This window comes from Streptomyces sp. NPDC093586 (genome assembly GCF_044764905.1).
Taxonomy (GTDB): domain Bacteria; phylum Actinomycetota; class Actinomycetes; order Streptomycetales; family Streptomycetaceae; genus Streptomyces.
Genome location: NZ_JBIWJA010000002.1, coordinates 175,466 through 196,870 on the forward strand (window position 1 = coordinate 175,466; position 21,405 = coordinate 196,870).

Annotated in this window: 32 protein-coding genes and 1 pseudogene; 2 read left to right on the top strand and 31 right to left on the bottom strand. The window is 68.8% G+C overall.

Features of this window, described 5'->3' with window-relative positions; translation table 11 throughout:
* Positions 1-132: 132 nt before the first annotated feature.
* The 30 genes and pseudogenes from ACIRFH_RS02950 to ACIRFH_RS03095 all read right to left on the bottom strand — a co-directional run bounded on the left by ACIRFH_RS02950 (position 133) and on the right by ACIRFH_RS03095 (position 18,695).
* The gene (locus ACIRFH_RS02950) at positions 133-786 is read right to left on the bottom strand and encodes an adenylate kinase (protein WP_403516797.1); all 654 of its coding nucleotides are present in this window, start codon (positions 784-786) and stop codon (positions 133-135) included.
* Positions 786-2,099: a preprotein translocase subunit SecY gene (gene secY / locus ACIRFH_RS02955; protein ID WP_403516798.1), complete on the bottom strand. Its 1,314-nt coding sequence runs from the start codon at positions 2,097-2,099 to the stop codon at positions 786-788. Before secY ends, ACIRFH_RS02950 begins: the two co-directional genes overlap by 1 nt.
* 241 nt (positions 2,100-2,340) lie before the next feature.
* Entirely contained in the window at positions 2,341-2,796 is a 456-nt protein-coding gene (rplO, locus tag ACIRFH_RS02960) for a 50S ribosomal protein L15 (protein ID WP_023547373.1), read from the bottom strand.
* 2 nt (positions 2,797-2,798) lie between these two features.
* Positions 2,799-2,981 carry a 50S ribosomal protein L30 gene (rpmD, locus tag ACIRFH_RS02965; RefSeq protein ID WP_003974250.1) on the bottom strand — a complete coding sequence of 61 codons (183 nt, stop codon included), beginning with the start codon at positions 2,979-2,981 and terminating at the stop codon, positions 2,799-2,801.
* A 2-nt stretch (positions 2,982-2,983) separates the two neighbouring features.
* The gene (rpsE, locus tag ACIRFH_RS02970) at positions 2,984-3,589 is read right to left on the bottom strand and encodes a 30S ribosomal protein S5 (RefSeq protein WP_019753099.1); all 606 of its coding nucleotides are present in this window, start codon (positions 3,587-3,589) and stop codon (positions 2,984-2,986) included.
* Positions 3,590-3,630: 41 nt separating this feature from the next.
* On the bottom strand, positions 3,631-4,014 hold the full coding sequence (rplR, locus tag ACIRFH_RS02975) for a 50S ribosomal protein L18 (RefSeq protein ID WP_019329629.1): 384 nt from the start codon (positions 4,012-4,014) through the stop codon (positions 3,631-3,633).
* 3 nt (positions 4,015-4,017) lie between these two features.
* Positions 4,018-4,557: a 50S ribosomal protein L6 gene (rplF, locus tag ACIRFH_RS02980; RefSeq protein ID WP_217143310.1), complete on the bottom strand. Its 540-nt coding sequence runs from the start codon at positions 4,555-4,557 to the stop codon at positions 4,018-4,020.
* 24 nt (positions 4,558-4,581) lie between these two features.
* Positions 4,582-4,980, bottom strand: a complete 399-nt coding sequence (gene rpsH / locus ACIRFH_RS02985; RefSeq protein WP_007384075.1) for a 30S ribosomal protein S8 — start codon at positions 4,978-4,980, stop codon at positions 4,582-4,584.
* 209 nt (positions 4,981-5,189) lie between these two features.
* Positions 5,190-5,375, bottom strand: a complete 186-nt coding sequence (locus ACIRFH_RS02990; protein ID WP_003948630.1) for a type Z 30S ribosomal protein S14 — start codon at positions 5,373-5,375, stop codon at positions 5,190-5,192.
* Positions 5,376-5,380: 5 nt separating this feature from the next.
* Positions 5,381-5,938 (bottom strand): 50S ribosomal protein L5, encoded by a 558-nt coding sequence (gene rplE, locus ACIRFH_RS02995; RefSeq protein WP_019329632.1) that lies wholly within the window; start codon positions 5,936-5,938, stop codon positions 5,381-5,383.
* A complete protein-coding gene (rplX, locus tag ACIRFH_RS03000) occupies positions 5,938-6,261 on the bottom strand; it encodes a 50S ribosomal protein L24 (RefSeq protein WP_003992365.1) in 324 nt (107 codons plus the stop codon). Before rplX ends, rplE begins: the two co-directional genes overlap by 1 nt.
* A 2-nt stretch (positions 6,262-6,263) precedes the next feature.
* The gene (gene rplN, locus ACIRFH_RS03005) at positions 6,264-6,632 is read right to left on the bottom strand and encodes a 50S ribosomal protein L14 (RefSeq protein ID WP_003998823.1); all 369 of its coding nucleotides are present in this window, start codon (positions 6,630-6,632) and stop codon (positions 6,264-6,266) included.
* Between the two features lie 132 nt (positions 6,633-6,764).
* Positions 6,765-7,049 carry a 30S ribosomal protein S17 gene (rpsQ, locus tag ACIRFH_RS03010; RefSeq protein WP_014674375.1) on the bottom strand — a complete coding sequence of 95 codons (285 nt, stop codon included), beginning with the start codon at positions 7,047-7,049 and terminating at the stop codon, positions 6,765-6,767.
* Complete coding sequence (gene rpmC / locus ACIRFH_RS03015) at positions 7,049-7,273, bottom strand: 50S ribosomal protein L29 (RefSeq protein WP_005481220.1); 225 nt, start codon at positions 7,271-7,273, stop codon at positions 7,049-7,051. The genes rpsQ and rpmC overlap by 1 nt, the downstream gene beginning before the upstream one ends.
* Positions 7,273-7,692 carry a 50S ribosomal protein L16 gene (rplP, locus tag ACIRFH_RS03020; RefSeq protein WP_009190136.1) on the bottom strand — a complete coding sequence of 140 codons (420 nt, stop codon included), beginning with the start codon at positions 7,690-7,692 and terminating at the stop codon, positions 7,273-7,275. Before rplP ends, rpmC begins: the two co-directional genes overlap by 1 nt.
* Before the next feature lie 5 nt (positions 7,693-7,697).
* Positions 7,698-8,534 (bottom strand): 30S ribosomal protein S3, encoded by an 837-nt coding sequence (gene rpsC, locus ACIRFH_RS03025; RefSeq protein ID WP_403516799.1) that lies wholly within the window; start codon positions 8,532-8,534, stop codon positions 7,698-7,700.
* A complete protein-coding gene (gene rplV, locus ACIRFH_RS03030; RefSeq protein ID WP_019329637.1) occupies positions 8,534-8,881 on the bottom strand; it encodes a 50S ribosomal protein L22 in 348 nt (115 codons plus the stop codon). The genes rpsC and rplV overlap by 1 nt, the downstream gene beginning before the upstream one ends.
* 44 nt (positions 8,882-8,925) lie before the next feature.
* A complete protein-coding gene (gene rpsS / locus ACIRFH_RS03035) occupies positions 8,926-9,207 on the bottom strand; it encodes a 30S ribosomal protein S19 (RefSeq protein ID WP_031076666.1) in 282 nt (93 codons plus the stop codon).
* 12 nt (positions 9,208-9,219) lie between these two features.
* Positions 9,220-10,056 (bottom strand): 50S ribosomal protein L2, encoded by an 837-nt coding sequence (gene rplB / locus ACIRFH_RS03040; protein WP_003974264.1) that lies wholly within the window; start codon positions 10,054-10,056, stop codon positions 9,220-9,222.
* 38 nt (positions 10,057-10,094) lie between these two features.
* Complete coding sequence (gene rplW / locus ACIRFH_RS03045) at positions 10,095-10,514, bottom strand: 50S ribosomal protein L23 (RefSeq protein ID WP_161163020.1); 420 nt, start codon at positions 10,512-10,514, stop codon at positions 10,095-10,097.
* Positions 10,514-11,170 carry a 50S ribosomal protein L4 gene (gene rplD, locus ACIRFH_RS03050; protein ID WP_077796754.1) on the bottom strand — a complete coding sequence of 219 codons (657 nt, stop codon included), beginning with the start codon at positions 11,168-11,170 and terminating at the stop codon, positions 10,514-10,516. Before rplD ends, rplW begins: the two co-directional genes overlap by 1 nt.
* Positions 11,171-11,178: 8 nt before the next feature.
* Positions 11,179-11,823: a 50S ribosomal protein L3 gene (gene rplC / locus ACIRFH_RS03055; RefSeq protein ID WP_037858413.1), complete on the bottom strand. Its 645-nt coding sequence runs from the start codon at positions 11,821-11,823 to the stop codon at positions 11,179-11,181.
* Between the two features lie 16 nt (positions 11,824-11,839).
* Complete coding sequence (gene rpsJ, locus ACIRFH_RS03060) at positions 11,840-12,148, bottom strand: 30S ribosomal protein S10 (protein ID WP_003948644.1); 309 nt, start codon at positions 12,146-12,148, stop codon at positions 11,840-11,842.
* 723 nt (positions 12,149-12,871) lie between these two features.
* Positions 12,872-13,372 (bottom strand): hypothetical protein, encoded by a 501-nt coding sequence (locus ACIRFH_RS03065; RefSeq protein ID WP_403516800.1) that lies wholly within the window; start codon positions 13,370-13,372, stop codon positions 12,872-12,874.
* 4 nt (positions 13,373-13,376) lie between these two features.
* Positions 13,377-14,717: an AAA family ATPase gene (locus tag ACIRFH_RS03070; RefSeq protein ID WP_403516801.1), complete on the bottom strand. Its 1,341-nt coding sequence runs from the start codon at positions 14,715-14,717 to the stop codon at positions 13,377-13,379.
* Positions 14,718-14,908: 191 nt separating this feature from the next.
* Positions 14,909-15,229: pseudogene (locus tag ACIRFH_RS03075) on the bottom strand (cupin domain-containing protein); the annotation flags it as partial.
* Between the two features lie 145 nt (positions 15,230-15,374).
* Positions 15,375-15,836 carry a hypothetical protein gene (locus ACIRFH_RS03080; RefSeq protein WP_403516802.1) on the bottom strand — a complete coding sequence of 154 codons (462 nt, stop codon included), beginning with the start codon at positions 15,834-15,836 and terminating at the stop codon, positions 15,375-15,377.
* Between the two features lie 272 nt (positions 15,837-16,108).
* Positions 16,109-17,467, bottom strand: a complete 1,359-nt coding sequence (gdhA, locus tag ACIRFH_RS03085; protein ID WP_403516803.1) for an NADP-specific glutamate dehydrogenase — start codon at positions 17,465-17,467, stop codon at positions 16,109-16,111.
* 257 nt (positions 17,468-17,724) lie between these two features.
* On the bottom strand, positions 17,725-17,934 hold the full coding sequence (locus ACIRFH_RS03090) for a 4-oxalocrotonate tautomerase family protein (protein ID WP_403516804.1): 210 nt from the start codon (positions 17,932-17,934) through the stop codon (positions 17,725-17,727).
* On the bottom strand, positions 17,934-18,695 hold the full coding sequence (locus tag ACIRFH_RS03095; RefSeq protein ID WP_403516805.1) for an SDR family oxidoreductase: 762 nt from the start codon (positions 18,693-18,695) through the stop codon (positions 17,934-17,936). The genes ACIRFH_RS03090 and ACIRFH_RS03095 overlap by 1 nt, the downstream gene beginning before the upstream one ends.
* A 77-nt stretch (positions 18,696-18,772) precedes the next feature.
* Here ACIRFH_RS03095 and ACIRFH_RS03100 point away from each other — a divergent pair, with 77 nt between their 5' ends.
* The gene (locus ACIRFH_RS03100) at positions 18,773-19,675 is read left to right on the top strand and encodes a helix-turn-helix transcriptional regulator (RefSeq protein WP_403516806.1); all 903 of its coding nucleotides are present in this window, start codon (positions 18,773-18,775) and stop codon (positions 19,673-19,675) included.
* 223 nt (positions 19,676-19,898) lie between these two features.
* Here ACIRFH_RS03100 and ACIRFH_RS03105 read toward each other — a convergent pair whose 3' ends face one another.
* Positions 19,899-20,267: a VOC family protein gene (locus ACIRFH_RS03105; RefSeq protein ID WP_403516955.1), complete on the bottom strand. Its 369-nt coding sequence runs from the start codon at positions 20,265-20,267 to the stop codon at positions 19,899-19,901.
* A gap of 102 nt (positions 20,268-20,369) precedes the next feature.
* On the opposite strand from ACIRFH_RS03105, the gene ACIRFH_RS03110 reads away from it, so the two are divergent.
* On the top strand, positions 20,370-21,332 hold the full coding sequence (locus ACIRFH_RS03110) for a helix-turn-helix transcriptional regulator (protein ID WP_403516807.1): 963 nt from the start codon (positions 20,370-20,372) through the stop codon (positions 21,330-21,332).
* Positions 21,333-21,405 lie beyond the last annotated feature (73 nt).

Sequence of the window (21,405 nt, forward strand, 5' to 3'; positions counted from 1 at the left end):
CCTCCTCCGGTGCCTGAACGCCCTGGGAGGTGCCCCCGGGGCGGCACGGGCGGGCGCTGGGATCCACCCCCCGGCACGCCACAGCCGCGGCCCCTGAAAAGGAACCGCGGCTGTGACCACGCGCCACAAGAACTACTTGTCCCGCTTCAGCGCCTCCAGCGCCCGCCCCGTGACCTCGCTCACCGGCCCCATCGCGGAGATGGTGACGACCAGTCCCTGCGCCTTGTAGTAGTCGATGATCGGCTCGGTCTGCGTGTGGTAGACCTCGAGCCGCTTGCGGACCGTCTCCTCGGAGTCGTCGTCCCGCTGGTACAGCTCGCCGCCGCAGACGTCGCAGACGCCTTCCTTCTTCGGCGGCGTGTACGTCACGTGGAAGACGTGCGCCGAGTCGTTGCGGCAGACGCGCCGCCCGGCGATCCGCTTGACGACCTCGTCCTCGGGGGCCTCGAGATCCAGCACCGCGTCGAGCTTCATGTCCTCGGTGTCGAGGAGCTCGTCCAGCGCCTCGGCCTGCGAGACGTTGCGCGGGAAACCGTCCAGCAGGAAGCCGCCCTCGGCGTCGGGCTGCTCCATCCGGTCCTTCGCCATGGCGATGGTGACCTCGTCCGGTACGAGGTTGCCGGCGTCCATGTAGGACTTGGCGAGCTTGCCCAGCTCGGTCTGCCGGCTGATGTTCGCGCGGAACAGGTCTCCCGTGGAGATGTGCGGAATGTGCAGCGTCTCGGCAAGGCGGGTGGCCTGCGTTCCCTTTCCGGCACCCGGCGGCCCGACGAGGACGATTCGCATCAGCGGAGGAACCCTTCGTAATTGCGCTGCTGGAGCTGGCTCTCGATCTGCTTCACCGTCTCGAGACCCACACCCACGATGATCAGGATGCTGGTACCGCCGAACGGGAAGTTCTGGTTTGCCCCGAAACCAGCCAACGCCATTGTCGGGACGAGAGCGATCAGACCCAGGTACAGCGAACCCGGCCAGGTGATCCGATTGAGTACGTAGCTCAGATACTCAGCGGTCGGTCGGCCAGCCCGGATGCCCGGGATGAAGCCACCATACTTCTTCATGTTGTCGGCGACTTCCTCGGGGTTGAACGAGATGGCCACGTAGAAGAAGGCGAAGAAGACGATCAGGAAGAAGTACAGGATGATGTGCGGCGTCGCGTCCGTGGCCGCCAGGTTCTTCGTGATCCAGGTGGCCCAACCCGCCTGCGAGTTGGAGAACTGGACGATCAGCGCCGGGATGTAGAGCAGCGACGAGGCGAAGATGACGGGGATCACACCCGCCTGGTTCACCTTGAGCGGGATGTACGTGGACGTACCGCCGTAGGAACGCCGGCCGATCATGCGCTTGGCGTACTGCACCGGGATGCGGCGCTGAGCCTGCTCGACGAAGACGACCAGGCCGACCATGGCCAGACCGACCAGGATGACGGTGCCGAACTCGATCCAGCCGTCGGCCAGCTTGCCCGACGTCTTGATGGCCCACAGGGCGGACGGGAAGGTCGCGGCGATCGAGATGAACATCAGGATCGACATGCCGTTGCCGATGCCGCGGTCGGTGACGAGTTCGCCGAGCCACATGACGACGGCCGTACCGGCGGTCATGCAGATCACCATGACGACGGTGGCGAAGATCGACCGGTCCGGCACGATCTGGCCGGCGACGGTGCAGCCGGAGAAGAGGGCGCCGCTGCGGGCGGTGGCCACCAGGCCGGTGCCCTGGAGGATGGCGAGCGCCATGGTCAGGTAGCGGGTGTACTGCGTGATCTTCGCCGTGCCTGCCTGGCCCTCCTTCTTCAGGGCCTCCAGGCGCGGGATCACCACGGTCAGCAGCTGCAGAATGATGCTCGCCGTGATGTACGGCATGATGCCGAGCGCGAAGACCGTGATCTGCAGCAGGGCGCCACCGCTGAACATGTTGACCAGACCGAAGAGGCCCTGGTTGCCGGACGCCTGGTCCACACACTCCTGGACACTCTTGTAGTCGACGCCCGGGATCGGGATGTGGGTACCGAGCCGGTACACCACGATGATGCCGAGCGTGAAGAGCAGCTTCTTGCGCAGGTCGGGCGTCTTGAACGCCCGGGCGAACGCGGTGAGCACGGTGCCTCCTGCGACCCCCGCGCTTCTGCGTCAAGGGTGACGGTCTTGAGGTTCGACTGACGACTTAGGGGATAACGGTCAACTGCCGCTCAGGGTGCCCCATGTGTGGCACCCGTGAAAGAGGGCAGCGCAGGCCACCTTACCGGCGGGACCACTGCCCTTGGAACGACCGACCGGGGATACCCCATTTGTGGGGTATCCCCGGTCGGGATCGCTCAGGTCATCAAGACGCCTGAATGGCTCAGACGAGCTCGGTGACGGTACCGCCGGCGGCGGTGATCTTCTCCTTGGCGGAGCCGGAGACGGCGTCGACCGTCACCTGCAGCGCCACGGAGATCTCGCCCTGGCCGAGGACCTTGACGAGGCTGTTCTTGCGAACGGCACCCTTGGCCACGAGGCCCTCGACGGTGACCTCGCCACCCTCGGGGTACAGCGCGGCCAGCTTGTCGAGGTTCACGACCTGGAACTCGGTCTTGAACGGGTTCTTGAAGCCCTTCAGCTTCGGAAGACGCATGTGGAGGGGCATCTGGCCACCCTCGAAGCGCTCCGGAACCTGGTAACGGGCCTTCGTGCCCTTGGTACCACGACCGGCCGTCTTACCCTTCGACGCCTCACCACGACCGACACGGGTCTTGGCGGTCTTGGCGCCCGGGGCGGGACGGAGGTTGTGGATCTTGAGCGGGTTCTGCTCCGCCATGATCAGTCGACCTCCTCGACCGTCACGAGGTGGCGGACGGTGTGCACCATGCCGCGGAACTCGGGGCGGTCCTCCTTGACGACCTGCGTGTTGATGCCCTTGAGACCAAGGGAGCGCAGGGTGTCACGGTGGTTCTGCTTGCTGCCGATGTAGGACTTGACCTGCGTAATCTTGAGCTGAGCCATGATTACGCACCCGCCCCGGCACGCGCACGGAGAAGAGCCGCGGGAGCGACGTCCTCGAGCGGCAGACCACGGCGGGCCGCGATCTCCTCGGGACGCTGCAGACCCTTGAGGGCCTCCACGGTCGCGTGCACGATGTTGATGGCGTTGTCGGAGCCGAGCGACTTCGACAGCACGTCGTGGATACCGGCGCACTCGAGCACGGCGCGCACCGGACCACCGGCGATCACACCGGTACCCGGGGACGCGGGCTTGAGCAGCACGACGCCGGCAGCCTTCTCACCCTGGATGGGGTGCGGGATGGTGCCCTGGATGCGGGGGACCTTGAAGAAGTGCTTCTTGGCCTCCTCAACGCCCTTGGCGATGGCGGCCGGCACCTCCTTGGCCTTGCCGTATCCGACGCCCACGGTGCCGTCACCGTCGCCCACCACGACCAGCGCGGTGAAGCTGAAGCGACGACCACCCTTCACAACCTTGGCGACACGGTTGATCGCGACGACGCGCTCAACGTAAGCGGTCTTCTCGGCGGCAGCTGCGCCGCCGTCACGGCCCTTCCGGTCCCGCCGCTCGCCGCCACCGGCACCGCTTCCGCGGCGCTGGGGTCCAGCCATTGGAATTACCTCTCTCTTTTTCCGCTAGCTACGGAACCGGCTCAGAACTTCAGTCCGGCTTCGCGGGCGGCGTCCGCCAGAGCGGCGATGCGCCCGGCGTACTGGTTGCCACCACGGTCGAACACGACGGCCTCGACACCGGCGGCCTTGGCGCGCTCGGCGACCAGGGCGCCGACCTGCTTGGCCTGCGCCGACTTGTCGGCCTCGCCGCCGCGGATCGAGCTGTCCAGGGTGGACGCCGACGCAAGGGTGTGACCCTTGAGGTCGTCGATCACCTGGGCCACGATGTGGCGGTTCGAGCGAGTAACGACCAGACGGGGACGCTCCGCCGTACCGGCGATCCGCTTGCGGATCCGGATGTGACGGCGCTTGATCGCGGCGCGCTTGTAGGCGTCGCCCTTGAGGATCTTCTGCCCGTATGCCATGGCTTACTTACCCGCCTTTCCGACCTTGCGGCGGATGACTTCGCCCTCGTACTTGACACCCTTGGCCTTGTACGGGTCGGGCTTGCGCAGCTTGCGGATGTTGGCCGCAACCTCGCCGACCTTCTGCTTGTCGATGCCCTCGACCGAGAAGCGGGTCGGGGACTCCACCTTGAAGGTGATGCCCTCGGGGGCCTCGACGGTGATCGGGTGGCTGTAGCCGAGGGAGAACTCCAGGTTCGAACCCTTGGCGACCACGCGGTAACCGACACCGCTGATCTCGAGCTTCTTCACGTAACCCTGGGTCACGCCGGTGATCATGTTCGCCACCAGCGTGCGGGACAGGCCGTGCAGGGCCTTGCTCTGACGCTCGTCGTTGGGGCGGGTGACGTTCAGAACGCCGTCCTCACCCTTGGCGATGTCGATCGGCGCCACGACGGTGTGGGTCAGCGTGCCCTTGGGGCCCTTGACCGCGACCGTACGGCCGTCGATGGTGACGTCCACGCCGGCGGGAACCGCGATGGGGAGCTTGCCGATGCGCGACATAGCTGTTTCCTCCGTTCCCTTCCGCTACCAGACGTAGGCGAGGACTTCCCCACCCACGCCCTTCTTGCCGGCCTGCTTGTCGGTGAGGAGCCCGTGCGACGTGGAGATGATCGCCACGCCGAGGCCACCCAGCACCTTGGGCAGGTTGGTGGACTTCGCGTACACCCGGAGACCGGGCTTGGAGATCCGCTTGATGCCCGCGATGGAGCGCTCACGGTTCGGGCCGAACTTCAGCTCGAGAACGAGGTTCTTGCCGACCTCGGCGTCCTCGACCTTCCAGCCCGTGATGAAGCCCTCCTGCTGGAGGATCTCCGCGATGTGAGACTTGATCTTGGACGCCGGCATCGTCACGGAGTCGTGGTACGCCGAGTTCGCGTTCCGCAGACGCGTAAGCATGTCTGCGATCGGATCAGTCATGGTCATGAATTGGCCTTCGGCCTCTCTCGCCGGGGTTTCCTGGTGCGCCATCCCTCTCCCCGATCCGAGACGGGACGGGTGCGGCGCGGTGGACCTACGGCGTAGTAAGTCGTACGGGCGGCAGACGCCCAACCCCGCTAGCCTACGGCATGCGGAGGTGGGCCCCTGCCGACCCAGATGCTTACCGAGAGTCTGAATAACCCGGGATTACCGGATTACCAGGAGCTCTTGGTCACGCCCGGCAGCTCGCCACGGTGAGCCATCTCACGAAGGCACACGCGGCACAGGCCGAACTTGCGGTAGACGGAGTGGGGGCGGCCGCAGCGCTGGCAGCGGGTGTAGCCACGCACACCGAACTTGGGCTTGCGAGCAGCCTTAGCGATCAGAGCCTTCTTCGCCATCTCGCTCACGCCTCCTTGAACGGGAAGCCGAGGTGACGAAGGAGCGCGCGGCCCTCAGCGTCGTTGGTCGCCGTGGTGACCACGGTGATGTCCATACCCCGGACGCGGTCGATCTTGTCCTGGTCGATCTCGTGGAACATGACCTGCTCCGTGAGACCGAAGGTGTAGTTGCCACGGCCGTCGAACTGCTTGGGGGACAGGCCGCGGAAGTCGCGGATGCGCGGCAGCGCGAGCGACAGGGTGCGGTCCAGGAACTCCCACATGCGGTCGCCACGGAGCGTGACGTGGGCACCGATCGGCTGACCCTCGCGCAGCTTGAACTGCGCGATGGACTTGCGGGCCTTGGTGACGGCCGGCTTCTGACCGGTGATCGTGGTGAGGTCGCGGATGGCGCCCTCGATCAGCTTGGAGTCGCGGGCGGCGTCGCCCACACCCATGTTGACCACGATCTTGACGAGGCCCGGAACCTGCATGACGTTCTCGTAGGAGAACTCCTCACGCAGCTTGCCGGCGATCTCCTCGCGGTACTTCGTCTTCAGACGCGGAGTGGTGGTGGTCGCCATCAGATGTCCTCACCCGTCCGCTTGGCAACGCGGATCTTGTTGCCCTCGTCGTCGAAGCGGTAACCGACGCGCGTGACGACCTTGTTGCCGTCCTTCTCCACGACCAGCTGGACGTTGGAGACGTGGATCGGGGCCTCGGTGGTCACGATGCCGCCGGCCTGCGAACCGCGAGCGGTCGGACCGGCCTTGGTGTGCTTCTTGACCCGGTTGACACCCTCGACCAGGACACGGTCCTCACGGGGGAAGGCCGCGATGACCTTGCCCTGCTTGCCCTTGTCCTTACCGGTGATGACCTGGACCAGGTCGCCCTTCTTGATCTTCATGCTCACAGCACCTCCGGCGCGAGGGAGATGATCTTCATGAACTTCTTCTCGCGCAGCTCACGGCCGACCGGGCCGAAGATACGGGTGCCGCGAGGGTCGCCGTCGTTCTTCAGAATGACGGCGGCGTTCTCGTCGAAGCGGATGTACGAGCCGTCCGGACGGCGGCGCTCCTTGACGGTGCGAACGATGACCGCCTTGACGACGTCACCCTTCTTCACGTTGCCACCGGGGATCGCGTCCTTGACGGTGGCGACGATGACGTCACCGATACCCGCGTAGCGGCGACCGGAGCCACCGAGCACACGGATGCAGAGGATCTCCTTCGCACCCGTGTTGTCGGCGACGCGCAGTCGCGACTCCTGCTGGATCACGTCTATCTCCTGATTGTCTGCCGGTTCCCGGCGAGAAGCGTGAGTGCTTCACGCTTCTCGCCGAGCCTGGCGGAACTGACCTGCGGGTTTGCCCGCAGGCCGTATTTACTGGAATTCCCTTGCGGGAATTGCCTACTTGGCCTTCTCGAGGATCTCGACGACGCGCCAGCGCTTCGTCGCGGACAGCGGCCGGGTCTCCATGAGGAGGACGCGGTCGCCGACACCCGCGGCGTTCTGCTCGTCGTGGGCCTTGAGCTTGTTCGTACGACGGATGACCTTGCCGTACAGCGCGTGCTTGACACGGTCCTCGACGGCGACGACGACGGTCTTGTCCATCTTGTCGCTGACGACCAGACCCTCGCGGGTCTTGCGGAATCCGCGTGCCTCGGTGTTCTCAGTCACGTTGCTCTCGCTCATCAGGCGCTCTCCACCGTCTCGATGCCCAGCTCGCGCTCACGCATCAGGGTGTAGATCCGCGCGATGTCCTTACGGACGGCCTTGAGCCGACCGTGGTTCTCGAGCTGACCCGTCGCCGCCTGGAAGCGGAGGTTGAACAGCTCTTCCTTGGCTTCGCGGAGCTTGTTCAGCAGCTCCTCGTCACCCAGTTCGCGCAGCTCGGACGCCTTGGTACCGGCCGACATCACGCTTCACCTGCCTCGCGCTTGACGATCCGGCACTTCATCGGCAGCTTGTGGGCCGCACGGGTCAGCGCCTCACGGGCGATCTTCTCGTTGGGGTACGACAGCTCGAACATGACGCGTCCGGGCTTGACGTTGGCGATCCACCACTCCGGCGAACCCTTACCGGAACCCATGCGGGTCTCGGCCGGCTTCTTGGTGAGCGGACGGTCCGGGTAGATGTTGATCCAGACCTTGCCGCCACGCTTGATGTGACGGGTCATCGCGATACGAGCCGCCTCGATCTGGCGGTTCGTGACGTAGGCCGGGGTCAGCGCCTGGATGCCGTACTCGCCGAACGCAACCTGCGTTCCACCCTTGGACATACCGTTGCGCTTCGGGTGGTGCTGCTTGCGGTGCTTGACCCTACGGGGGATCAGCATGTCGGTCAGGCCTCCGTTCCGGTGCTCTCAGCCGGAGCGGCAGCGGCGGGCGCGTCGGCCTTGGGAGCCTCGGCGGCCGGAGCCGACTGCTGCTGCGGCTTACGACCGCGCCCGCCACGCTCGCCACCGCGGCCACCACGGGCCGGGCGGTCGGCGCCACCGCGGGCCGGGCGGTTACCCGCACGGGCCGCAGCGTTCTCGGCGCGGACCTCGGCGATGTTCTTGACGTCGCCCTTGTAGATCCAGACCTTCACGCCGATGCGGCCGAAGGTCGTCTTGGCCTCGAAGAAGCCGTAGTCCACGTTCGCGCGGAGCGTGTGCAGGGGCACACGGCCCTCGCGGTAGAACTCCGAGCGGGACATCTCGGCGCCACCGAGGCGGCCACCGCACTGGATCTTGATGCCCTTGGCGCCGGCCTTCATCGCCGACTGCATGCTCTTGCGCATGGCACGGCGGAAGGAGACGCGGGAGGAGAGCTGCTCGGCGACGGCCTGGGCCACGAGCTGAGCGTCCGTCTCGGGGTTCTTGACCTCGAGGATGTTCAGCTGGACCTGCTTGCCGGTGAGCTTCTCGAGGTCGCCGCGGATGCGGTCGGCCTCGGCGCCGCGGCGGCCGATGACGATGCCCGGACGAGCGGTGTGGATGTCCACCCGCACGCGGTCACGGGTGCGCTCGATCTCGACCTTGGAGATGCCGGCGCGCTCCATGCCGGACGTCATCATCCGACGGATGGCGACGTCTTCCTTGACGTAGTCCTTGTACAGCTTGTCGGCGTACCAACGCGACTTGAAGTCGGTCGTGACACCGAGCCGGAACCCATGCGGGTTAACCTTCTGGCCCATTACCGGGTTCCTTCCTTGCTGCTGACGACCACGGTGATGTGGCTGGTCCGCTTGCGGATCCGGTAGGCGCGGCCCTGGGCGCGCGGACGGAACCGCTTCAGGGTCGGGCCCTCGTCGACGTAGGCCTCGGAGATGTAGAGGCTGTCGGCGTCGGTGTGGTCGTAGTTGTGCGCGGCGTTGGCAATGGCGCTGTCCAGCACCTTGCCGACCGGCACGCTCGCGGCCTGCGGGGCGAAACGCAGGACCGCCTGAGCCTCCGTGGCATCCATGCCACGGATGAGGTCCACCACGCGGCGGGCCTTCATGGGCGTGACGCGGATGTACCGCGCCTGGGCCCTGGCTTCCATGGTTGTCCCTTCAGTGTTTGTCATGGTCTTTCACACCCCGCTGACTAGCGGCGCTTCGACTTCCGGTCGTCCTTGACGTGACCCCGGAAGGTGCGCGTCGGCGAGAACTCGCCGAGCTTGTGGCCGACCATGGACTCGGTGACAAACACCGGGATGTGGGTCTTGCCGTTGTGCACCGCGATCGTGTGGCCGAGCATCGCCGGGACGATCATCGAGCGACGGGACCAGGTCTTGATGACGTTCTTGGTACCGGCTTCGTTCTGCGAGTCCACCTTCTTGATCAGGTGGTCGTCGACGAAGGGTCCCTTCTTCAAGCTACGAGGCATCTCAACCCGTCCTTAGCGCTTCTTGTTCGTCTTGCGGCGGCGGACGATGTACTTGTTCGACGCCTTCTTGGGCGAACGAGTACGGCCTTCCTTCTTGCCCCACGGGGACACGGGGTGACGACCACCGGAGGTCCGGCCCTCACCACCACCGTGCGGGTGGTCCACCGGGTTCATGACCACACCACGGACGGTCGGGCGAACGCCCAGCCACCGCTTGCGGCCCGCCTTGCCCCAGTTGATGTTGCTCTGCTCGGCGTTGCCGACCTCGCCGACCGTGGCGCGGCAGCGCTGGTCGACCAGGCGGATCTCACCGGACGGCATGCGGAGGTGGGCCATCGTGCCCTCCTTCGCGAGCAGCTGCACGGAGGCGCCGGCGGAGCGGGCGAACTTGGCACCGCCACCGGGACGGAGCTCGATCGCGTGGATCGTGGTACCGACCGGGATGTTGCGGAGGGCCAGGTTGTTGCCCGGCTTGATGTCGGCCCCGGGGCCGTTCTCGACGCGGTCACCCTGCTGCAGGTTGCGCGGGGCGAGGATGTAGCGCTTCTCGCCGTCGGCGTAGTGCAGCAGCGCGATGCGCGCGGTGCGGTTGGGGTCGTACTCGATGTGCGCGACCTTCGCCGGCACGCCGTCCTTGTCGTGACGACGGAAGTCGATCACACGGTAGGCGCGCTTGTGTCCGCCACCCTGGTGGCGAACGGTCACACGACCGGCGTTGTTACGGCCGCCCTTGCTGTGCAGCGGGCGGACCAGCGACTTCTCCGGCGTGGACCGCGTGACCTCGACGAAGTCGGCGACGCTGGAGCCGCGACGGCCCGGCGTAGTCGGCTTGTACTTGCGGATTCCCATTTCTCAGTCCTCGTCCGATATCGGACGATCCGACCCGCTTACGCGGTCGGACCGCCGAAGATGTCGATACGGTCGCCCTCGGCAAGGGTCACGATCGCGCGCTTGCTGTCGGCACGCTTGCCGAAGCCCGTGCGGGTCCGCTTGCGCTTGCCCTGGCGGTTGATCGTGTTGACCCCGGTGACCTTGACCGAGAAGACCGCCTGGACGGCCTCCTTGATCTGGGTCTTGTTGGAGCCCGGCGCGACGATGAACGTGTACTTGTTCTCGTCGAGGAGCGCGTAGCTCTTCTCGGACACGACCGGCTTGAGCAGCACGTCACGGGGGTCCGTGAACGCCTTGCTCGCCGGGGTGACGACGGTGTTCTTGCCCTCGGCCTCGTGGCGACGCGCCTTGGCGACGCGCGCGGCCTTGGCCGCCTTGGCGGCCTTCGAGGCGATGCTCGGGTGACGCGTAGCCATCAGGCCTCGCTCCCTTCGGTGTCATTGGCCTTCGGGCCGGACACGAAGGACTCGAAGGCGGCCTGGGTGAAGACCACGTCGTCCGAGACGAGAACGTCGTACGTGTTCAGCTGGCCCGGCTCCAGAATGTGGATCTGGGGCAGGTTGCGGGCGGACAGCCACGCGGCCTCGTCGGAGCGGTCGGCGACGAGCAGGAGGTTCTTACGCTCGCTGATCTTGCCGAACAGGCTCTTCGCGGCCTTGGTGGAGGGGGTCTCGCCCTCGATCACGCCGGTGACGACGTGGATCCGGTTGTGGCGGGCCCGGTCGGTGAGGGCGTGGCGCAGGGCCGCGGCCTTCATCTTCTTCGGGGTCCGCTGCGAGTAGTCACGCGGCACGGGACCGTGCACGACGCCACCGCCGGCGAACTGCGGCGCACGGGTCGAACCCTGGCGCGCGCGGCCGGTGCCCTTCTGGCGGTACGGCTTCTTGCCGCCACCACGGACTTCACCGCGGGTCTTGGTCTTGTGCGTGCCCTGGCGGGCAGCGGCCAGCTGTGCGACGACGACCTGGTGGATCAGCGGAACGCTGACCTTCTCAACGCCGAAGATCTCCGCGGGGAGCTCGACGGTACCGGCCTTGTCGCCCGCCGGCGAAAGGATGTCAACAGTGCTCATCGGTTACCTCAGGCCCCCTTGGCCGCGGTGCGGACCAGGACGAGGCCGCCGTTCGGACCGGGAACCGCGCCCTTGATGAGCAGCAGACCCTTCTCCGCGTCAACGGCGTGGACGGTCAGGTTCTGGGTGGTGACCCGCTCGTTGCCCATGCGGCCGGCCATGCGGAGGCCCTTGAACACGCGGCCCGGGGTGGCACAGCCACCGATGGAACCGGGAGAGCGGTGCTTGCGCTGGGTGCCGTGACCGGCGCCGAGGCCCTTGAAGTTGTGACGCTTCATGACACCGGCGAAGCCCTTGCCCTTGCTCTTGCCGGTCACGTCGACCTTGACACCGGACTCGAACACCTCAGCGGTGATCTCCTGGCCCAGGGTGTACTCGGCGGCGTCCGCGGTGCGGATCTCGACAAGGTGGCGGCGGGGGGTGACGTCGGCCTTGGCGAAGTGGCCCTTGAGGGGCTTGTTCACCTTGCGCGGGTCGATCTCGCCGAAGGCGATCTGGACGGACTCGTAGCCGTCGACGTCGTTCGTACGGACCTGGGTGACGACGTTCGGGCCGGCCTTGACGACGGTGACCGGAACAACACGGTTGTTCTCGTCCCACACCTGCGTCATGCCGAGCTTCTCGCCCAGGATGCCCTTGATCTGCTTCGTCATCTTCAGATCACCGGCCTCAGAGCTTGATCTCGATGTCGACACCGGCCGGGAGGTCGAGTCGCATCAGAGAGTCAACGGTCTTGGGGGTCGGGTCGAGGATGTCGATCAGGCGCTTGTGCGTGCGCATCTCGAAGTGCTCGCGCGAGTCCTTGTACTTGTGCGGCGACTTGATGACGCAGTACACGTTCTTCTCAGTGGGCAGCGGCACCGGGCCCGCGACCGACGCACCAGTACGCGTCACCGTCTCGACGATCTTCTTCGCCGAGGAGTCGATGACCTCGTGGTCGTAGGCCTTGAGCCGGATGCGGATCTTCTGTCCCGCCATGGCTACTTCGTAGTCCTGTCTCTCGAAAACGCTCTGGAACCCGGTGTTCGAACCCTTCCGTCCGACCCACGCGGTCGGGCGTGTCGCACTCCCGCTGACACAGATGTCCTTCTCCAGGACTTCCCTGCTGGGGGAGCGCGGCCCTTCCGGAACCGCAGGCCGGGGGCGAAAGGCCCACCGAGTGCCTGGTCTGCACCCCGCTGACACTTCCCGGAAGATTCCCGTACTTCCGCCCCTACACCTCTCGATGTAATGCATGGGACGACGAGTACTGTGGGACTCGCTTCCGGTCCTCCCGGCGGGAGGCGCGCAGCATCGGCACTCGACCGAGCAACCCCGCTAGTCTGCCATACACGACGGGGGCCTGGCCAATCGAGCCGGAGAGAATACCCCGAAGGTGACGTGGATCAAACCGTGGCCCGCCGGGCGCGGGCGCGCGGGGGGACATGACCGGACATACGGGAGGGGACGGGCGTGACCACGCCCGACACGACAGGACCGGCTGCCGTGCCTGGGGCGCTCCGCCGGCGACGCCGAGTCCGGCCGCGGTCTGCTGCTCGTGGACGCCCTCGCCGACCGTTGGGGAGTCGTCCCCGGCCCGCCCCCGCGCAAGACCGTCCGGGCCGAAGCGGGGACCGGATCCACCGGATCCCGGCCCCTCGTCCCGCCCCGGTGACCGGCGACGTGGTGCGGCGCGCGACGAGACGGCCGTGCGGGCCGGGCTCAGGGCAGCTCGGCCCAGGTCCCCATCGTGGTCTCCAGCGTCCAGATGCGGACCTCGGCCCGCGCCCGGGCCGCGTACAGGTCCCGCTCGGAGACGATGCTCAGGTCGCCGGTGCCCAGCTGCTGTCGTACGGCGTGCGTGGCCAGGTCCATGCCCGTGGTGCCGCCGTCGCAGAGCGAGGTGAGGAAGGCGCCGTCCCAGGTCCGCTCGTGCAGCACCCAGGGCGCCTCCCCGCGCGCGGTCTTGCGCAGCATGCTCATGAAAGCCGCGGCGCACTTCCGGCGGGCATCACCGTTCTTGATCTGGAAGACGTGGTTGCCGGTCTCGATCACGGTCGGCAGCACGAAGCGCACCTGGGACTTCAGCCGGACGTCCATCTCGGACAGGACTTCGTCGCGGTGGGCGTCCCTATGAGGTACGCCGAGGATCTCGACGAAGACGGAGGTGTCCAGGAAGTCGACGACGGGGAGCCGCAGCCCGGTCTGGTGCTGTCTGCTCACGGGCTCACAGGCTCCTCAGGAAGTCCTCGACGCTCGTCACGCCCTCTTCCCGGGGACGCACGGCATCCGGCAGGCGCCCCTTGGTCACCGCGTCACCGAGGTCTCCCGCGGCCAGGAGGTCGACATAGCCGGGCAGCTCCGTGAGGCGGGTCAGCCGGCTTTCCCCCGACTCCGGGTCCCGGCTGCACACGACGACTCCCGGATGGTCCTGCGCGTTCAGGGAGTTGAGCAGGGCCGGGCTGTGGGTGGTGAAGAGCACGTCGATGCGACGCCGCTGGGACTCCTCCTTCATCAGGCGCAGTACCCGTGCCGCCTGGGTGGGGTAGAGACCGTTCTCGATCTCCTCGATCACCAGGTGCCGCTGCGTCAGGAGCGGTTCCTCGCCGCCACCGGAGACGGGCGCGCTCAGCAAGGCGGTGCCGAAGGCCAGGAACCGCAGCATGCCGTCGCTCAGGAGCCGTGCCGGGACGTCGTGCTCCGCTCCGTGATATCCCGCCTCGCGCAGTACCAGTTGCACGTCCCCCAGCTTGGTGCCGACACTGCTCACCCCCCGCACCGGGTATTCGGGCATTCCCGCCACCAGCTCCGTGAGCCTGTCGAAAGCGGCGGGATCCGTCTTGGCCAGGCCCGCGACCGCTGCGCTCAGGTTGTCGGCGCTGCGTCTGAGCTCCACGTCGCGCGCGTTGACGTACTGCCTCATGAGATGCGGAACCGGATCGAGGAGGAAGACGTCCCGCAGAACGGCGAGCACGTCCTGCGCCGCTCGGTGCACGAGCTTCGTGGCCTCCGTGGTCGCGGGCAGCCTCACCGGCACCTGCCCGGCCAGCAGCCGGTCGGCGGCGAACGGTACTCCCGGGTCGAGACCACGCCGCCCGTTGAAGTAGCGGACGTTGAGGTCACTGCGGCGTGCGTCCGGTGCGTCGCTCGCCAGCAGCGAGCGCCCCGCCGCCAGTCGACGGCCCGCGTAGGGCACGCCCTCGACCGCCGTCAGTTCCTCACGGAGGATGCGCACCTCGGGAGAGACCGCGATCACCACGTCCAGATCGAAAACCGCCTCTCCGGACCGCACGCGGCACCCGAGCCCGAAACGGTCCTCCCCCAGCGGCGCGCACCCCTCGGCGCCTCCTCGGATCGGTTCCTCCCCCCCGCTGCGCGGCCCGTCCAGCGCGTCCCGCACCGGCTCCCCCAGTGCCAGCCGGGACAGCACCATCAGCCCGTCCAGCGCGTTGGACTTTCCGCTACCGTTGCGCCCGATCAGCACGGTGAGGTCCTGCAAGGGCAGGCGCTGCTCGGTGAAGCTCTTGAAGGAGGTCAGCCGCACCTCCTCAAGGCGGGGAGTCTCCACCGGGCACCTCTCTCGTTCACTGTCGACCTGGCACAGTCCTGACCCCAGCTAAGCAGCAGCCCTCGTACCCCGTCCAACAGTGGCCGACCGGTGTGCCGCACGGACAACCGGTCACATGCGGCACGGTGAACTCGACCCCGCGTGAGCCGGACCGGAGGGTGCGGACCCGAACCGGACGCCGCGGGGGACCACCCGCGCTCGGCCACCGTGAGCAGCACCGCCGAGTCCTCCAGCGCCTCCAGGCCGTGGCGAGCCGGAGGGATCAGGATCAGGTCGCCGGTCCGGCCCTCCCAAGAGGTGTCGCCGCTGACGAGGCGGACGCGGCCGCGCAGTACCTGCAGGGTCGCCTCCCCGGGGTTCTCGTGCTCGGCGAGGGAGGTGCCGGCGGTCGGGGCGAGGAGTGACTGGCGCAGGACGTGTTCGTGGCCGCCGTGGATCGTCATGGCGCTACGGCCGTTGGCCGCGGCGGCGGCGCGTTCGAGGTGCTCGCGGGCGAGTGCGTCGCGGGCGAGTGCGTCGAGGGAGAGTGCGTCGAGGGAGAGTTTCCGCGTGGTCGTCGGTCCGACGGGTGGTGCCGTGCGGCGGCAGGGCATGCGCGGCACGGCCGCCGAGGTCGTCCCGAGGCATGAGCGGGGACCGGCGGACCGACGGGGACCGTCAGAGCCGGAACACTCCTCGCCAGGTCCATCCCGCGCCGATGACCGCGTCCCGCAGGGGGTCGGTCAGTTCACGGGTGTCGAAGCGGAACGTCTCGACCCTGCGGCGACGCCCGTCGGGCCCCGTTCCCGTCTCCCACTGCCGGTACACCATGGGCGCGTACCCCCGCCCGTACTGTGTGCGGGCGCCGTCGGAGGGCCGCTTCTCCCAGCGTTCGTCGAGGAAGCGCACCTCGTGTCTGTCCGGGACCAGCCGCATCCGCGTCCTGAGCCTGACCCCCACCCGCTCGACCCGGCACTCCGCCACCAGGTCGGCCCGCTCGTCCGGGAGCGCGGCGCGCACCCGGCAGGGCACACCCGACCCGTCGAGCGCGAGCAGTGCGGCCCGGACGTCCTCGGCGGGACGGGGGACGATGCCGGCGTCGGGGTGTCTGGTGCCGGTCAGTCTGGTGAGAAGGCCCATCGGATCAACCACTCTCAGGCTCCGTCGCCCGCGTGGCGCGGGCGGATGAACGACGTGTCCGGGCCCTTCTTCACGAGGCGGGACACCGGGCGTTCCACGAGGCGGGGGACGGCGTGGCCCAGGCACAGGAGGCCGACGACGACCGCGGCCGCCGGGGGCGGGCGTCCATCGTGTCGTGGAGGCGGTCGGTGAACGTGGTGCCGGCCGCGCCACCGACGCCCCGCCAGGCGTTGGTGGCGCGGCCGGCACCACGTCGGGTGACGACCCGTACGTCAGATGACGCCCTGGGCGAGCATCGCGTCGGCGACGCGCTCGAAGCCGGCGATGTTGGCGCCCGTCACGTAGTCGCCGGGGGCGCCGTAGCGCTCGGCGGTCTCGTGGCAGGTGGTGTGGATGTCGTTCATGATGTGCGTCAGCTCGTCCTCGACGCGCTCCGCCGACCACGACGTACGGGCGTGGTTCTGGGCCATCTCCAGGGCGCTGACCGCGACCCCGCCCGCGTTCGCCGCCTTGCCGGGGCCGAAGGCGACGCCGGAGCGCTGGAGGAGGTGGACGGCCTCGGGGGTGGTCGGCATGTTGGCGCCCTCGGAGACCGCCTTGACGCCGTTGCGGATCAGCGTGGCGGCGTCGTTCTCGTCCAGCTCGTTCTGCGTGGCCGACGGCAGCGCGATGTCGGCCGGGACCTCCCAGACCCGTCCGCCGGGCACGAAGCGCGCCGAGGCGCCCCGCCGCTCGGCGTACGTGTCGACCCGGCCGCGCTCGACCTCCTTGACCTGCTTGAGCAGCTCCAGGTCGATGCCCTTCTCGTCGACCACGTAACCGGACGAGTCCGAGCAGGTGATGGCGTTGGCGCCGAGGGCGGCCAGCTTCTCGATCGTGTAGATCGCCACGTTCCCGGAGCCGGACACGACCGCCGTCTGGCCTTCCAGGTCCTCACCGCGCTCGCGCAGCATCGCCGCCGCGAAGAGGACGTTGCCGTAACCGGTCGCCTCGGGGCGGATCAGCGAACCGCCCCAGCCCGCGCCCTTGCCCGTCAGGACGCCGGCCTCCCAGCGGTTGGTGATCCGCCGGTACTGGCCGAACAGGTAGCCGATCTCCCGGCCGCCGACGCCGATGTCCCCCGCCGGGACGTCCGTGTGCTCGCCGATGTGCCGGTACAGCTCCGTCATGAACGACTGGCAGAACCGCATGACCTCCGCGTCGCTGCGGCCGTGCGGGTCGAAGTCGCTGCCGCCCTTGCCGCCGCCGATGCCGAGGCCGGTCAGCGCGTTCTTGAAGATCTGCTCGAAGCCCAGGAACTTGATGACGCCCAGGTTGACGGAGGGGTGGAAGCGCAGACCGCCCTTGTACGGGCCGAGCGCGCTGTTGAACTCCACCCGGAAGCCGCGGTTGACCTGGATGTTCCCCTGGTCGTCCTGCCACGGCACCCGGAAGATGATCTGCCGCTCGGGCTCGACCAGGCGCTCGATGAGCCCCGGCTCGGCGTACTCGGGCCTGGCGGCGACCACCGGCGCGAGCGTCTCCAGCACCTCGTGGACGGCCTGGTGGAACTCCGGCTGGGCCGGGTTGCGGCGCTCGATCTCGGTGAGCAGGTGGTCGAGCGTGGTCTTCGTCTCGGATCGCGTCGTCACGGAAGCCCTTTCTGGCACGGCTGACACCGGGATCGGGAGGGCGCCGGGAGGGGCGGCCGGCATGGCTCCTGTCCCGTCCGGTGGGGGGCGCTCGGCGCCGTTGCCGCGCGCAGGGACATCTAAGTGTTACGCGCATGTAAACACCCTGACCAGTGTTCGGTCTGCGCCACGCCCATGATGTGAGACAAGAATTTCGTATAACGGGTTTTTTCGTGACGCACGAGACGGAGGCGACCGAGGTTGCCCGGCCGCTCGGGTCACGCTTCGCCGTTGAGCATCGCCGCCGTGAGGACGTTCCCGGCGACGCCCCAGCCGCCGTCGGCGATCTCGTCGACGAGGACGACGGTGGTGGGCCGGGCCCGCTCGCCGTAGATCTCGGCGTACAGGTCGGTGGTGCGCTCGACGATCTTCCGCTTGTCCTCGGGGGTGAGCGTGCCGGCGGGGACCTCGAAGTGGGCGAAGGGCATCAGACCAGGCCTCCGTTGGCGCGCAGGACCTGGCCGTTGACCCAGTGACCGGCGGGGCTGCTCAGGAAGGCGACCACGGCGGCGATGTCCTCCGGCGTGCCCAGCCGTTCCAGGGGCGGGGTCTTGGCGAGCCGGTCGACCTGCTCGGGCGTCTTGTCCGCGAGGAACAGGTCGGTGGCCGTGGGCCCGGGGGCGACGGTGTTCACGGTGACGTCCCGGCCGCGCAGCTCGCGCGCGAGGATCAGCGTCATCGCCTCCACGGCGCCCTTGCTCGCCACGTACGCGCCGTAGCCCGGGAACTGCGTGCCGACGACGGACGTCGAGAACCCCACGAAGGAGCCCCCCGCCCGCAGGCGCCGGGCCGCCTGCTGGGCGACGACGAAGGTGCCGCGGATGTTGGTGCGGTGCATGGCGTCCAGTGCCGCCAGGTCCAGGTCGGCGATGGTCGACAGGGCCATCCGGCCGGCCGAGTTCACCACCACGTCGACGCCGCCGAACTCCTCCTCCGCCCGGTCGAAGAGCGCGGCGACCTCCTTCTCCTCCGCCACGTCGGCCGGTACGGCGATCGCCCGTCCGCCGGCGGCGGTGATCGCGGCCACCGTCTCCTCGGCGGACGCCGCGTCGCGGGCGTAGTTCACGACGACGGCCAGGCCGTCCTCGGCGAGCTTCTGCGAGACCGCCCGGCCGATGCCGCGGGATCCGCCGGTGACGACGGCGACGCGTACGGCCGCCGTCGGGGAAGTGTGCTGGTTCGTGGTCATGGCTCCACGATGCGCGGTGGCGGCCCGCGCAACCAGGGGATGTCATCCCCTGGGTCGCCGGCCCGGCCCGGCCCAGAATGGACGGCATGAGCGCTGTGAAGTACACCGAGCTGGGAGCGTTCCTGCGATCACGGCGGGAGCGCATCCGCCCGGCCGACGTCGGGCTCCCGGCCGGACCGCGGCGCCGGGTGCCGGGGCTGCGCCGCGAGGAGGTCGCCCAGCTCGCCGGAGCGTCGGTGGACTACTACAACGAGCTGGAGCGCGGCGCCGGGTCCCAGCCGTCCGAGCAGATGATCGCCGCGCTGGCGCGGGCGCTGCGGCTGTCCGCCGACGAGCGGGACTACCTGTACCGGCTCGCGGACCGGCCGGTGCCCGTGCAGGGCGGGGCCGCCTCGCACGTGCATCCCGGCATGCTCGACCTGCTCGACCGGCTGACCTCGACACCGGCGCAGGTGATCACCGACCTGCACGTCACCCTCGTACAGAATCCGCCGGCCGTGGCGCTGGTCGGGGACCAGACCGGTTTCCGGGGGCCCCGGGCCAGCTTCGTCCACCGGTGGTTCACCGAGCCCGACACCCGGCGCCTGTATCCCGAGGCCGACCACGAGCGGCAGTCCCGCTCCTTCGTCGCCGACCTGCGGGCCGCGGCGGCCCGCAGGGACGCGAAGGACCCGGAGGCCGGCACGATGATCCGCACGCTGCTCGATGTCTCCCCCGAGTTCGCCGCGCTGTGGGCCGACCACGACGTGGCCTTCCGGCGCGACGACCGCAAGCGCATCGTCCACCCCACGGTCGGCGTCATCGAGGTCAACTGCCTCAACCTGTTCAGCGAGGACGGCCGGCAGCGGCTGCTCTGGTTCACCCCGGCCGTCGGGACGGACAGCGCGGGGCTGCTGGAGCTGCTGGCGGTCGTCGGGACGCAGGAGGTCGTCAGCTCTCCGACGCGTACGGCAGGAGGTCCGCCCGGGCGGCGGGGGTGAGGGCCGGTTCGACGCGGGAGCCGCCGTCGTCTCCGCCGCTGCGGCCGCTCTTGAACCACGCCGGCTCAAAGACGTCCCCGGCAGTGGTGCTGCGGATCGTGTTCCTCCCGGCAGTTCGCGTCAGCCACTCGGTTCGCCCGTGCCGTCACCGCGCCGGCCGCCGAAGCGTTCTTCGGCAGCGAGTGGCCCGGACGGCACCGCCGTCCAGCCGGCGCAGGCCGGTTCACGCCACCGTGGACACGCAGAACGGGTGCCCCGCCGGGTCCAGCAGCACCCGCCACCGGTCCGGGTCCGGCTGGAAGTCGGGCTTCGTCGCGCCCAGGGCCAGCAGCCGGGCCTCGGCCGCGTCCAGGTCGTCGGTGCCGAGGTCGATGTGGGCCTGCTTCTCCTGGGCCGGGTCCGGCCAGGTGGGCCGGCGGTAGTCGGCCAGGCGGTTGAAGCCGAGGCCCGGCGAACCGTCCTTCTGCCCGAGCAGGACGAAGTCGTCGGTGGAGAAGACGACGGACAGGCCGAGGGCCTCGCCGTAGAAGCGGGCCATGTCCGCGGGGTCCGGGCAGTCGAAGGTGACGGCCGAGTAGCGGAACGCGGGCATCGAGGTGTTTCCCGTAGTGGTGGTCACGGAGGGAACGGTAGGACGTGACCAGGACAGGTGCGGTCCTGGTCATGCCCCGGCCATGTGGAAAACTTCGCCGACATGCTGAACACGTCCGCCCGGCTGCTGCGACTGATCTCCCTGCTGGCCGCCCGGCCCGCCTGGACCTGCGGTGAACTGGCCGAGCGGATGGAGGTGACCGATCGGACGGTGCGCCGGGACGTCGCCAGGCTCCGGGAGCTCGGCTACACCGTCGACTCCGACCCCGGCCCCTGGGGCGGCTACCGTCTGCGCCCCGGCACGAGTACGCCACCGCTGATCCTGGACGACGAGGAGGCGCTCGCCGTGGCCGTCGGGCTGCGGGAGGCCGCGCTGAGCGGGGCGCTCGGCGGTGATCAGGCGGCCCTGTCGGCGCTGCTGAAGCTGCGCCAGGTGCTGCCCCGGCGGGTCGCGGACCGATTGGGCGACATGGACGCCGCCTTCGTCCACACCCCGAGGGCCGACGAGCCGCAGGTCCCGCCCGGCATGCTGCTGGAGCTGGCCGCCGCCTGCCGCCGGGCCGAGCGCGCCCGGCTGTCGTACCGCGACTGGGAGGGGCGGGCCACGGTCCGGGACGTCGACCCGTACCGCCTGGTCCACACCGGACGCCGCTGGTACTTCGTGGCCCGCGACGTGGAGCGGGACCGGTGGCAGACCTTCCGGGCCGACCGCGTCCAGCGGCTCCAGCCCACCGGACGCCCGGTGGACATCACCGACCCGCCCGACCCGGCGCTCCTGGTCTCCCGCTCCACCGCCACCGGCCCCTACCCACTGCGGGCGACGGTCCGCCTCCCGGTCCCACTCGACCAGGCACTGCGTCTCATCCCGTCCGCCGTCGGCGCCCACCGCGCCGAGGGCCCCGACGCCACGCTCGTCGAGGTCGGCGGCCCCACCCCCGAAGGCCTGGCCACGTACCTGCTCGGCCTGGGCACACCGCTACGGGTCCTCGCCCCGGACTCCGTACGGGAGGCACTGGTGCGGCGTGCGCGGCAACTCGTCGAGGACAACACGGACGTGGAGTCCTGACAGCTGTTCCCGGCCTGCCGGCAGGACAGCTCTCAACAATGGTCCGAACCAACCCCTTGCCCCCGCCCCTCCC